This is a genomic window from Tenacibaculum dicentrarchi (assembly GCF_964036635.1).
Taxonomy (GTDB): Bacteria; Bacteroidota; Bacteroidia; order Flavobacteriales; family Flavobacteriaceae; genus Polaribacter; species Polaribacter dicentrarchi.
In genome coordinates this window covers 260,001-274,205 of record NZ_OZ038524.1, presented here as the reverse complement: position 1 = coordinate 274,205, position 14,205 = coordinate 260,001, and the positions used below count along the sequence as shown (strand labels likewise).

Below are 14,205 nucleotides of genomic sequence, written 5' to 3'. Positions count from 1 at the left end.
TTATTTCAAAAGAATAATCCTCATTTTTTAGGTAATATTTACAAAGTCAAAGGTAGTTTTTAAACCTCTTCAACCAAAATTTCTTCATTAATATATATTAACAGCTTTTTTGAGACCTTATAATTAATCGATTTTAAAACACGTTCATATTTTAATAATTGCTGATGATAACTTTTAGATGGTTTTCCTGTTTTATAATCTAAAATTGTAACTTCATTATTATCAGAAAGCACCAATCTATCAGGAATTAAAATTTGATTATCTACATCTACAATTTCTCGCTCATTATATACGACTGCATTTTTGGCGTAATATTCTTGTAATTCAGGATGAGTTACAATTTTATTAATATCGTTTTCAATAGCTACCGATTGTTTTCTATCAATAACACCTTGTTGTTCATATTGATGTATAACTCTTGAAATATCTTGCTGAGTCATAATTTTTGACATCATTTCATGAATTAAATTACCAAATTCAATAGCTTTTCCTTGCTCTGTATTCCATAATTTTGATGCACTTGCCAACATATGAATATTATGTGCTTGCCAAGGTGTTGAAATAAATTCTTCTTGAACCTCAGCTAATGAAAAAATTTCTTTCTGTACACTAGCTCTTTTAGTTTCTCCAAAAGAATAATCTAACTGTCCATCATTCCAATAGTTTTTTTCCTTTAAATAATTAATGAAAATACCTGAATAATAATTAGTGTTTTCTTTTTTCGCTTTTGTATCAATTCTATACTCTGTAATAATATGTAATTGCTCTACCGCACGGGTTAAAGCAACATATAATAAATTAAAATTATCTAATTCTAATGCTGAACGTTGTTGATTATGTATTTCTAAACCTGTTTCATTTATTAATTTTAATTCTTTGGTATATGGTACTAATAATTCATTAAAACCTTCAAAATATGTTGGTAAATCATCAAACCAAATTTTTGGTTTTATTTGTCTATAAATTTCTAAATCATACGGAAAAATAACTACAGGAAACTCTAATCCTTTTGATTTATGAATAGTCATTATTTGTACTGCATTTCCACTTTCAGGAGCTACAATACTTAAATTTGCTTTTTTCTCTTCCCAAAATTCTAAAAACTCTTGAATACTTGTTCCTTTTCGTTGTTGTTCTAAAATAATATCTAAAAAAAACTGTACATAAGCATCTGAAGAATCTATTAATTTAAAACATCTAATAATTTCTTCTACTTTTTCGTAAAAAGGCAACTGATGAAAATTCGATAATTCAAAAAATACTTCATATATTTTTAACTCTTCAAAAACAACATCAATAGGTTTTTGAATCATTTCAGAAATAAATAAATTTTTAGCTATTTCTAATTTTAAATGATAATGTAAAAAATATAAAACTTCTAATAAAGCTTCTTTATCATTCGGATGTTGAATAATTTGCAACACATAAACTATAAATTTTACACTAGCACTATTATCTAACAATAAAGTTTCTGAAGAAATAATATTAATTCCATTTTCAGACAAATAATTTGCCACTGCAATACCGTCTTTTTTCTTACGAACTAAAACACATATTTCATTTAAAGAAAATGATTTTGATGCTTTTTCAATAGTTTCTAAAATTTTCTTCGGATATTTTAATTGCTCATCCTCTTTATCTTCTTCTTTATCTAAAAAAGATAAAGACACTAAACCTCCTTTTTTGGCAGTTGTTAATTGTTTATTTCCTTCAATAAACAATTTTTTATAATTTTGATTTTCAAAAAAGTTAGCTGTGTGATTAAAAAACTGATTGTTAAAATCAATAACTTCGGTGTAACTTCTAAAATTTGTTTCTAAGGTTTTTATTTCTTTTTCAATATGAAACGGGTTATCTGTACTTGAACCTAATGAAATAAATTGCTCTGCTTTTCCTCCACGCCAACGATAAATAGCTTGTTTACCATCACCTACCAATAATAAATTACTATCCTCTTGTGCTAGTGAATTATCTATTAACGGAATTATATTTTCCCATTGTAATACTGATGTATCTTGCATTTCATCAATAAAATAATGCATAAACCGCTCTCCTATTCGCTCGTAAATAAACGGTGCAGGTTGGTCTTTTATATTATCTGAAATTAACTGATTAAACTCGGCATTTAATCGAATATTATTTTCTTCTTTAATATTGGTTAATTCTACATTTATATAATTTAAAACTGCTAACGGAATTACACTTTTTAACGCCAATCTGTTCATTAAAAACTGCTGATACAGTTTTTCAGATTCCATATATAAAGTTAAAAGTTCGGGTAAAATTCCTTCAATAGCACTTTTTATGTCATCCGATTTCGATTTTGCATAAAAATTATTTTCTTCAATACGTTCTCGAAGTTTCGATTCTTCAAAAAACTTTGCTTTTGTAAAATTTTCAGACAACGCTAAAAAATGATTTGGCAACATTGACCTATAAAAATCTTTAGCATCTAATTGCGTACCTTCAATTATTCTTAAACCTTGCTTTCCTATTTCTGAAAACCGAAGTTTAATTTGATATTGTGCTTTAGAAAGTTTACTTTTTAAATTTGTAAAATCGCTTAATTTTTTATCAGCAAGTTCTCTAAAATGTTTGTTATCATCTTCATTTAATAAAATTCTAGAAAACTCGTTTAATTCAACCGAAATATCCCAAGAAGTATCATCATCTGTTTTTTCTAAAGAAAAATCTATCAATAATTTTGTTAAATCGGTATCTGTACCAATTTTAGAAATTAACACATCAACCGCTTCATTTAATAATGAAATTGCATCCATTTCTACCTCAAAATTTAGTGGTAATCCTAAATCGTAGGCAAAACTTTTAATAACTCTATGCGTAAAACTATCAATAGTAGTAATTGAAAAAGCCGAATAATTTTGTAAAATAGCATCTAATATTTTCTTACTTCGTTCTTTTACTTTTTCTTTATCAATAGAAATTTCTTTAATAATAATTTGAAATAAATCATTTTCTTTTCCTTGTGAAAATTCTTCTAAATTTTCTAAAACACGCTCTTTCATTTCACCAGCAGCTTTGTTGGTAAATGTGATTGCTAATATTTTTTGAAACCTAAAAACATCGTTAGAATTCAATAAAACTTTAAGATATTCTTTTACTAAAGTAAACGTTTTTCCACTCCCTGCCGAGGCATTATATACTTGAAAATTTGATAGATTTTGCACAGCCTAATTTTTAATGCAAAATACCTTTTTAAAGCACATTAAACAAGATAATTAAAAGAGTAATAAAAATATTTTGAAGCAATTTCCCGCTTTCCGCACTCGCTTTTTTTGTTTTTTAAAAAGAAAAACAAAAAAGAGCTCAAACAATTGCTTCAATCGGGGCTAGGCATTTGTACTTTTTTTGATAATTTTATAAATCAATTCTAATTTAGAATATTATCAACAATATCAACCTCTTATCCTCTAAATAAAAAGAAATCTTTTTTCATTGATTCAATTTCAGAATCATCATTAGTAATAATATAATCGATTGCTTTTTCAGTAAAAGTTTTTCCTTTTTCGGTAAGCGATATAATTTTATTATCAATAAAAATCAGATTATTTTTATCCGCCAATTCAACAATTGATTTTGCTTTTACTTTATGCCAATTAATATGTTCGTTTAAATGATTAATATGGCGTTCTCTTTTTTCTTTATGATTATTTAAATGTAATAAAAAAGTAAGTAATTGTACTTCTTTTTGTTGCTGTCTATTTCTATATAAAACAGCAATCAACCCACTATTTGGAGCGAATAAATACACCAGAAAAAACACCAAACCAAGCATTGTTATCATTGAACCAGCAATAGAAGCATCTAAATAATGTGCTAACCAATACCCTGAAATTGCTGAAAAAACACCAAAAAACACTGAAAAAAACAACATTTTTTTCAAATCGTTTGTTAATAAATAAGACGTTGCGGCAGGTGCAATCATTAAAGCAACTACTAAAATTGCGCCAACGGCATCAAAAGCTCCAACAGTTGTTATCGAGGCTACACTCATTAATCCGTAATGAATTACAACAGGTGAAAAACCTAAAGCCGTTGCTAATCCTGCATCAAATGTACTTACTTTTAATTCTTTAAAAAAGGCGATTAAAAGACTTAAAGTAATCAATAAAATAGTCCCTATAAGCCACAATGATTTAGGACCAATATCAATTCCATTAATTAATAATCTATCAAACGGAGCAAAAGCCAATTCACCTAATAAAACAGCGTCTACATCTAAATGAACATCGTTTGCATTTTTAGCAATTAAAAGCACACCGATACTAAATAAAGCAGGAAATACCAACCCAATTGCAGTATCTTCTTTTACTAATTTTGTTTTCTGAATATATTCAACCAAAACCACGGTTAAAATTCCTGATAAAGCACCCATTAAAATTAATAAAGGCGAATTTAAATCGTGAGTAATAAAAAAACCTATTACCAAACCAGGTAAAATAGAATGACTAATTGCATCACTAATTAACGCCATTTTTCGCAATACCAAAAACACACCAGGGATTGCACAAGCTATGGCTACTAAACTTGCAATTAATTGTATTTCAATTTGAGCACTACTCATTTTTTTATTTTTCTATATTTTGATTGTATAAATTACCTGCAAATTGATATCCTTCTTCGGTCATTGACCACATTCTACCGTGTAATTTGATATATTTTTTTTGTTCTAACTTTTTTAAAGTTCCTTTTGTGTATCCTTGAAAATTATTTAAAATTTTTATCGCATGCGGATGTGATTTATCTTCATGAGTTTTAACAAGGTCAAACATAAAAGACAACGTTTTATGTAATTGTAAATCTCTACGATTTTTTAAAAAACGTATCTGACTAAAAAGTAAACCTCTTGAAGGCGAAAAAATAAAAGAAAACACCACAAACACAGCTGCAACTAATACAATTACAGGTCCTGTCGATAAATTTGCTTGACTCGCACTAATTCCCGTTCCTACAACCCCAGAAAGCAATCCGAAAATTGCAGCTAAAACAACCATTGTACTTAAACTATTTGTCCATTGACGGGCTGCCGCTGCTGGTGCTAATAACATCGCACTCATCAAAACAACACCAACAGTTTGTAAACCTAAAACAATTGCTAACACTATAAAACTAGTAATTAAAGCATCAATAAATTTAACATTGAAACCTAAGGTTTTTGCATAATCGGCATCAAATAATAAAAGTTTAAATTCTTTCCAAAAAAGCAATAATACCGCCAAACAAATAGCCGTTACAATTGCCATGAACCAAACATCTTCAACTAATAATGTTGCTGCCTGACCGAATAAAAACTTATCCAACCCTGACTGATTTGCATTCGGTTGTTTCTGAATAAAGGTTAAAAGTAACATTCCAAATCCGAAGAAAACAGACAAAATCAATCCTAAAGCGGTATCAGTTTTTAAATGCGTATTTTTTACAATACTACGTATCCAAAAAGCTCCTATTAACCCACTAATTAATGCACCAATCAATAACACATTGGTATCTTTTGTACCTGTTATTAAAAAGGCAATCGCAATTCCTGGAAGTGAAGCGTGTGAAATTGCATCACCAAGTAAACTTTGTTTTCTTAATACAGCAAAACTTCCTAACATTCCACAAATAGCTCCTAAAATTGCTGTTCCAATAGTAATTGTTCGAAGTGTATAATCTGAAAAAACGAGTTTAAAATATTCTTGTAAATCCATTATTGTTGTACACTTACTTTATAGTTAATTCCGTAAGTTTTGGTTAAATTATCATCATTAAAAATTTCTTTAACAGGACCTGTAGCTATTTTTTTCACATTTAAAAAAGTTACCCAATCAAAATATTCGGGAACAGTTTGTAAATCGTGATGTACTACAATTACAGTTTTTCCTGCTTTTCGGAGTTCTTTTAAAATATTGATGATGGTAATTTCGGTAGTTGCATCAACTCCCTGAAAAGGTTCATCCATAAAATAAATAGCTGCATTTTGTGCCAAAGCTCTGGCTAAAAAAACACGCTGTTGTTGTCCTCCTGAAAGTTGAGAAATTTGACGACTTTTAAAAGCTAACATTCCTACTTTTTCAAGCGCTTCTAAAGCTGTTTTTTTCTGAGCTCTTCCAGGTCTTTTAATCCAGCCTAAACTTCCGTAAGTTCCCATTAACACAACATCTAAAGCAGTTGTAGGAAAATCCCAATCGACACTTCCTTTCTGTGGAACATAGGCAACTAACTTTCGTTGTTTTTCATACGATTGCCCAAATATAGAAACACTTCCTGCAATGGGTTTTATAATACCTAAAATAGATTTTATTAAGGTAGATTTCCCTGCTCCATTTGGTCCAACGATTGCCATTAAAACACCTTCAGGAATTGCCAAATCAATATCCCAAAGTACGGGTTTATAATTATAAGCAACTGTTAAATCATCAACAGTTACTGCGTATTTTATTTCACTCATTTGTATTATCTGTTGATTATTTTAAGGCGTTTACAATCGTATTTACATTTGCGTTGTACATTCCAATATACGTTCCTTCGATAGTTCCTGCACTTCCTAAAGCATCAGAATGTAAAGTTCCGCCAATAACAACTTCTTGATTTTTCGATTTTACAGCAGCCTGTAAAGCTTCAATAGTTCGTTTAGGAACTGAACTTTCTACAAAAATTGCTTTCACTTTGTTATCAATAATAAACTTCGCTAATTTTTGAACATCCTGAACACCTGCCTCCGTAGCTGTTGATAAACCTTGTAAACCAACAACATTAAATTTGTGTTGTCTTCCGAAGTAATTAAAAGCATCGTGAGCGGTTACTAAAATTCTTTTTTCTTGAGGTAATTCATTTATTTTAGTTGCTACTTGCTTATTTAACTCCTGTAATTTTTCTAAATATATTTTTGCATTTTCTTTATAGAATGATGCATTTTTAACATCTATTTCGGCTAATTTATTAGTAACATAAGAAGTAATTTTTGTCCAATTAGTAATATCAAACCAAATATGTGGGTCGTAATTTGAAGCAAATAATTCTGAACCAATTAAGTTTTTTTTATCAATAACATCAGAAACAACAATTGTTTTTTTATTTTGATGTTGCATTTTCTCGAACACTTCTTCTAACTTTCCTTCTAAATGCAAACCATTATAAATAACAACATCGGCATTAAATAATTTAGACACATCGCCTTCGCTGGCTTTATATAAATGTGGGTCAACACCTGCTCCCATTAAACCATTTACTTCAATTTTAGTACCACCTATATTTTTTATTAAATCGGTAATCATTGTAGTTGTTGTAACTACATTTAATTTACCATTTTGTTTTTTCTCTGTTGTTTTACATCCAATTGTTATTAAAACAAGTATTACTACTATTACTTTTTTCATTTTATTTTTTTATTTATTTTATTTTTTGGATATAAATATTATTGGCAACTTTATTTGAAATGGTCATTTTTTTATCATTTATCATTACTAGAAAAGAATCATCAAAAGGTTCTTTATCTAAAACTTCTATGTGTTGTCCTAATGCAATTTCTTGTTTATCTAAAAAGCGTAAAAACTCAGAAGAAGTATCATTAACACCAACACAAACTCCTTGTTCATTTTTATGCAATGTTGCTAATAAACTTTTTTGAATTTGTGGCAAATTTCCTTCTTTATCAGGAATTGGGTCTCCGTGTGGGTCTGTTTTTGGCTGTCCTAAAAAAACATCTAATTCATCAATCAATTTAGGCGATTGAATATGCTCTAATTGCTCGGCAACCTCATGTACCTCATCCCAAGAAAAATTAAGTTTTTCTACTAAAAAAACCTCCCATAAACGATGTTTACGGATAATATTTGTGGCAGTTTTTTTACCTAAATCAGTTAAAGTAACTCCTTGATATTTTTTATAGATAACCACTTCTTTATCCGATAATTTTTTAATCATATCGGTTACTGATGATGCTTTTGTTACCAACATTTTAGCAATCGAATTAGTGGTAATTCCTTTATCAGATACTAAGGCTAAATGATATATTGTTTTTATATAATTTTCTTCGGATTGACTAAACATCTTTTTTTGATCGTATTTTTTGATACTACAAAGATATGTATTTTCATTTATATAAAATAATCTTTAGACAAGTCTAAAAATTATTTTATGTTTGCATTAAATTTAGAACAAGTCTAAGCTAAAAAATAACCACAGAGTGATGAAAAAATTACTATTATTTACACTTTTACTAATTTCAGCCTTTAGTAAAGCACAAACTATAACCGGAAAAATAACCACCTCGAAAGGCGCAATACTTCCTTTTACCAATATTTTGATAAAAAATAGCAGCACAGGAATCACTTCCGATGAAAATGGCGTATTTATTTTAGAAAACATTTCTCTAAACAATCAAAAAAAAGTTACCTTAATTGCTTCTGCTGTGGGGTTTATGTCTTCTCAAAAAAAAATAAACATATCAAAAGAAAAAGTAAATACTGTAAATTTTAGCTTAACCGAACACGCCGAATTATTAGACCAAATTACCGTAACAGGAACTCGAACCGACAGACGAAGCACTAAAAATCCTGTGATTGTAAACGTAATAAACAGCGAAACTTTAGCCGATGTACAGGCGTGTAATTTATCGGAAGGATTAAAATTTCAAACAGGTTTACGAGTAGAAACAGATTGTCAAACGTGCAACTATACACAACTTAGAATGAACGGTTTATCTGGTGGATATTCGCAAATTTTAATAAACGGTCGCCCGATTTTTAGCCCTTTAACTGGTTTGTATGGTTTGGAGCAAATTCCTACCAATATGATTGACAGAATTGAAGTTGTTCGTGGTGGTGGTTCGGCATTATACGGTTCGAGTGCCATTGGTGGAACAGTCAATGTAATTACCAATATCCCGAAGAAAAACAATTTTAGTATTGGCTATAATTATCAAAATTTCAAAGGTGCTTCTGACCATATTATTTCAGGAAATGCAACCGTTGTTAATGAAGATAAAAATGCAGGAATTTCGTTTTTTATCAATCATAGAAATCGTGAAATTTATGACCATAATGATGATAATTTTTCAGAACTTCCAGAACTTAAAAACAATTCATTTGGTACAAACTTGTTTTTTTTACCTACGGATAATCAAAAAATAGAGATTAATTTCAGCAAAATGAATGAAGACCGTTACGGTGGAGAAATCATTGAAAATGCCCCTCATTTTGCCCTACAATCTGAAAAAAGAATACACGATGTGTATGTTGGAAATATCGATTATCAACTTAATTTTAATGAAGATAAAAGTTCATTAATTACATACATAGCCTCACAATATACTGACCGAGAACACTATACAGGAATCCGTCCTGGAACTCAAAATGTAACTGAAGATACTGAACATTTGGCAAATCCACCATACGGAAATTCAGAAACTACTACCTTTCAAGGAGGACTTCAATTCAATCATAAATTAGAAGATTTTATCAAAGGAAATAATGTATTAACTCTTGGTGGAGAATTTGTTCAAGATGATGTTTTTGATGAAATTAAAGCCTATGAATATAACGTTGACCAAGTTACTCAAAACTACGGATTTTTCTTCCAAAGTGATTGGGAAATTAATAAAAAATGGAATTTATTAGCAGGGGTTCGTTATGACCATCATAAATTAGAAGCACTCAATAAAGATAAAACAAAGAAATCAATTATCAATAATGTAGCAAGTCCACGTGTTTCTTTACTTTTCAAACCTTTTGAAAAAACACAATTAAGAGCCACTTGGGGAACAGGGTTTAGAGCTCCTCAAGCCTTTGACACCGATTTACATATGGCTTTTGCTGGTGGTGGAATTTCAAGAGTTCAACTTGCTGATGATTTAAAGAAAGAGCGTTCTAATAGTTATACCGTATCCTTTAATTATGATAAACCAACCGAACATTATATCTATGGATTTACCGTAGAAAGTTTTTATACGGAATTAAATGACGCTTTTTATTTAGAAGGAATTGGAGAAGATGAATTTGGAGAGGTTTTTGAAAAGAAAAATGGAGATGGTGCTGTTGTTAGCGGAATAACGTTAGAGACTCGCTTAAATTATGATGGAATTTTTCAATTTGATGCAGGGCTTACCTATCAATCTAGTAAATACAATACGGCAGTAAGTAATTCTGATGATTTAGAAAGTAAAAAAGAATTTTTAAGAACTCCTACAACTTACGGATACGCAACAGCCACTTATACACCAAATCAGCAATTTAAAACGGCTTTAAACCTCGTTTATACAGGTAAAATGGATGTACTACATTTAGCTTCTGATAAAAATTTAAGTGCCGATGAATATTTTGAATCTCCAGCGTTTTTTAATGTAGGAATTAAAACAAGCTACAATTTTAAGTTAGAAAACTTAAAAACAAATATTGAAGTTTCGGCTGGTGTTAAAAATATTTTTGACAACTATCAAAAATCATTTGATATTGGCAAAGAACGTGATAGTAATTTTATTTACGGACCCGCAGCCCCAAGAACCTATACCTTAGGCTTTAAAATATTTCAATAACCAACATCAATATAATAACCTGTAATAGAGAGACTTAAAACAAGCCTCTCTATTTGCATAATACTACCTTAATACTTACATAACATAAAACACTTTGATTAACATTAAAGATACATTCTAATAAAACAAGCATAATTTTCATCTAACATTAGTTTTACAAGATTACATCAGATTTGCAGTGTATATATTAGAACCTAAGTAAGTATTAAATATAATGAAAAAACTAATAATTATTACTCTTTTAAGCCTTTGTAATTTTGTCTATGCACAAAGTAAAGGAACGGTATCAGGTACGATTTCTGATAAAGAGATGAGCGGTGAAGCTTTGCCATTTGCCAATGTTTTTATTAAAGGAAGCACCATTGGAGCAACCACCGATATGGATGGTAAATATTCTTTAAATGTCCCTAGCGGAAACCAAACAATTGTATTCAGTTTTGTTGGGTATCAAACCATAGAAAAAGCAATTTCTGTAAAAGCAGACAAAACTTTAATTGTTAATCAACAACTTGGCGCTAATGAAGGCGTTTCTTTAGATGAAATTGAAATTAAAGCAACTGTTAGTAGAGAAAAAGAAAGTGCTTTGTTATTACAACAAAAGAAAGCAACGGTAATTGTTGAAAGTATTGGAGCACAAGAATTATCAAAAAAAGGAGTTAGTAACGCCGCTGCGGCAACCACTAAAATATCAGGAGTAACTAAAAGTGAAGGTACTGGTGCTATTTATATTCGTGGTTTAGGAGATCGTTATTTATCTACCTCAATGAACGGTTTACCTGTTCCTTCCGATAATGTAAATAATAAGAATATCAACTTAAATTTATTTAATACCAACATCATTCAAAATGTAGGAATTTCTAAAACATATACGACTAACAACTATGCCGATCAAGGTTCAGGATCTGTAAATATTGTATCAAAAGAATATTCAAAAAAAGGTATCAAAATTGGTTTAAGCGGTGGTGGTAATACCAATGTTATCGGATTAAGCAATTTTAGAAAAACCATTATTAATGATGATGTTACTTTTGGTTTTCACGAAAAAAAATACGCTTTACAAGACGCCTTAACAAGACAAGGATGGGATACTAAAACAACAAATGTTCCATTTAACTATAGCGCATCTGTAGGTGGTGGTCATAAATTTGACATCTTCGGGAAAGAATTAAAATTTGTAGCATCTGCTTCTTATTCTTCTTCTAACTCTTATCAAGAAGGATTATTTAGAAGTTATAAAGCCAATATTTTAGACAAAGGATTTTCTAAAAATGGAGAATATGATACTGAAAAATATATTACAAACACCAATGCTACTGGATATATTAACTTCAGTTTAAAATTAAATGATAACAACAAATTAAAATACAATACTTTAATCGTTAATAAAAGTCAAGACTTATTATACGAACAAGGAAGAAAAGGTTTCGGTTATGTTTACGATCAAGACCCTAGCGAAGATGGCGCTTTTGTAAGAGATCAAAACTTTAAACAAACAACGCTTTTCGTTAACCAATTATTAGGAGAACACAAACTAGACCAAAATAATACCTTAAACTGGGCAGCGGGTTACAACTTTGTTTTAGCCGAAGAACCTAACAGAATTAGAAATGAAGTAAATATTTTAGATCCTAAAAATCCTTCATCACAAATTCAATATGCACACGTTGGAGATTATCAACAACGTAAATCAAGTCAAAAAATTGAAGACAACGATTACAATGCTTTAGTTCAAAACAAACTTGCTCTAGGACAAAGTGCAGATGAATATGAAAAGAAACCATACGCCTTAAACTATGGAATAAATATCCGTAAAAAAGAAAGAAGTTTTAAGTCATTATTTGTAGGGGTAAAAGCAAAAGGAATGAAAGCTCCTTCTGTTGATAACATTACCAATACTTTTACTGCGAGTAACTTTAATACTAATTTATACCCTAACTTAGAATTAAAAACCCGTCCTTACGATACCTATTCAGCTGATTTATTAGCTTATGCAGGTTTTGTGAATTTTGATTTTCAATTCAATGAAAAACTTTCAGGAAATTTAGGATTACGTTTTGAAAAAGATGAAATAAACATGGATTGGAGTGTTGCCAATTACATCGATAAAACAACACAAAAAGAACGAATTGGTAGTTTAAGTAAAAAATATGAAGGTCTTTACCCTAGTGTAAACTTAAAATACGAATTAAACGAAAAAAATTATTTACGTTTTGCTTCAAGTGTAACACAAACCTTACCAGAATTTAAAGAACTTGCACCCTTAGAATATGTATCACCAACAGGGCGTGTTACCAGAGGAAACCTTGATTTAGAAAAATCAGACATTTATAATATCGATTTAAAATGGGAATTCTTTCCAAGTAGAGAAGAATTGGTATCAGCAACCGTATTTTATAAGCAAATTAAAAACCCTATTAACTTAGGATTAACAAGAGGTTCATCAGGAAACTTTATTTTTGAAAACACTGGAGATAAAGCAGATGTGTTAGGTTTAGAAGTTGAAGGAAAAGTTGGATTACTTAAAAATGAAGACGATAAAAACTTGTTAAGCGCTACTGGTAATGTTACTTTAATGTATTTAAATCAAGATTTACATAAAGAATTTCAATACAAAGACGTAACAAAAACAAAATTACAAGGAGCTTCTAACTTTATTTTCAATGGATCTGTAAGTTATAACTCACAAACAGAAAAACCATTAATAGCAACGGTAACAGGAAATTATTCATCAGATAAAATATTTTCTTTAGGAGCGCCACGTAGTCAAGCACAAAGAGCTACCTTATATAACGATCAAATTATTCAAAAAGGTTTTTTCACTTTAGATGCTATTGTTAGTAAAGAAATTACGGATTACTTAACTCTTAAATTAGTAGGAAAAAACGTATTAAATCCTGAAATCAAGCAAACCCAGTTAGTTCGAAATACCAGAACAGGTCTTGAAACAAATCAAACAGTTCAGTTATACAAAAAAGGACAACAAATTAGTTTAGGATTAAGCCTTTCTTTCTAAGAAAAGAAGAAACTCTTAAACAAGATACTTACTAAAAAAATCTTTGTGAAATTTCACAAAGATTTTTTTTGCACAAAACTTAGAACCTGTTTAAAAATTAAAGAAAGTGTTTTGAAAAACAGATAAACGTCATGCTGAATTTAGTTCAGCATCACATCAACAAGAGAACTTCAGCAAATCAGGGCGAACCTAAAATTTAAACAAGCTCTTAAACGATTCAAGTTAATTATAAAAAACAAGTCACTATTTATTAACACTAAACCAAAATCGTTAACCTTCAAAACCAAAACCGTTAACCTTTAATTAAATAAAAAGAGTTAAACATAGCCTTAATTTGTATAACAGAAATTAAACAAATCAAAATGAAAAAAATAGTCTTAAGAGCTTTTGTAGTAGCAGCATTATTAACAGGAACTACGACTTTCGTTAGTTGTGGAAGTGATGAACCAGCAATTATTGGTGGTGGTACAGGAACAGGTACTGACCAAGAAGGTATTAAACTTGAAGGAAAAGTAGCAGGTACAATGACCTTAGACGCCTCAAAAACATATAACTTAACCGGTTCTTATATTGTAGAAGACGGTGGGAAATTAGTCATTCCTGCAGGAACTAAAATTAATGTAACAGGAAAAGGAACAGAAGCTTTTATTGCAGTATT

General features: G+C 29.8%; 9 protein-coding genes (1 of these 9 cut by a window edge). 3 read left to right on the top strand and 6 right to left on the bottom strand.

Features of this window, described 5'->3' with window-relative positions:
• Positions 1-59 precede the first annotated feature (59 nt).
• From ABNT14_RS01110 to ABNT14_RS01085, 6 genes are all read right to left on the bottom strand, one after another.
• A complete protein-coding gene (locus ABNT14_RS01110) occupies positions 60-3,188 on the bottom strand; it encodes a UvrD-helicase domain-containing protein (RefSeq protein WP_101902452.1) in 3,129 nt (1,042 codons plus the stop codon).
• A 236-nt stretch (positions 3,189-3,424) separates the two neighbouring features.
• The gene (locus ABNT14_RS01105) at positions 3,425-4,585 is read right to left on the bottom strand and encodes a metal ABC transporter permease (protein ID WP_101902155.1); all 1,161 of its coding nucleotides are present in this window, start codon (positions 4,583-4,585) and stop codon (positions 3,425-3,427) included.
• Positions 4,586-4,589: 4 nt separating this feature from the next.
• A complete protein-coding gene (locus tag ABNT14_RS01100; protein WP_101902154.1) occupies positions 4,590-5,711 on the bottom strand; it encodes a metal ABC transporter permease in 1,122 nt (373 codons plus the stop codon).
• On the bottom strand, positions 5,711-6,451 hold the full coding sequence (locus ABNT14_RS01095) for a metal ABC transporter ATP-binding protein (RefSeq protein WP_101902153.1): 741 nt from the start codon (positions 6,449-6,451) through the stop codon (positions 5,711-5,713). The genes ABNT14_RS01100 and ABNT14_RS01095 overlap by 1 nt, the downstream gene beginning before the upstream one ends.
• 16 nt (positions 6,452-6,467) lie before the next feature.
• Complete coding sequence (locus ABNT14_RS01090; protein ID WP_101902152.1) at positions 6,468-7,379, bottom strand: metal ABC transporter solute-binding protein, Zn/Mn family; 912 nt, start codon at positions 7,377-7,379, stop codon at positions 6,468-6,470.
• A gap of 13 nt (positions 7,380-7,392) precedes the next feature.
• Positions 7,393-8,052, bottom strand: coding sequence for a metal-dependent transcriptional regulator (locus tag ABNT14_RS01085; RefSeq protein ID WP_101902151.1), 660 nt, complete (start codon positions 8,050-8,052; stop codon positions 7,393-7,395).
• A gap of 139 nt (positions 8,053-8,191) precedes the next feature.
• Between ABNT14_RS01085 and ABNT14_RS01080 the strand changes: the two genes are divergently transcribed.
• From ABNT14_RS01080 to ABNT14_RS01070, 3 genes are all read left to right on the top strand, one after another.
• A complete protein-coding gene (locus ABNT14_RS01080) occupies positions 8,192-10,534 on the top strand; it encodes a TonB-dependent receptor (RefSeq protein ID WP_101902150.1) in 2,343 nt (780 codons plus the stop codon).
• A 214-nt stretch (positions 10,535-10,748) separates the two neighbouring features.
• Positions 10,749-13,547: a TonB-dependent receptor gene (locus ABNT14_RS01075; protein WP_101902149.1), complete on the top strand. Its 2,799-nt coding sequence runs from the start codon at positions 10,749-10,751 to the stop codon at positions 13,545-13,547.
• Positions 13,548-13,909: 362 nt separating this feature from the next.
• Positions 13,910-14,205, top strand: partial view of a hypothetical protein gene (locus tag ABNT14_RS01070; RefSeq protein ID WP_214983688.1) — the start only. Its footprint extends 1,663 nt past the window's final position; only the first 296 of its 1,959 coding nucleotides appear in the window; it begins with the start codon at positions 13,910-13,912; its stop codon lies off the right edge, out of view.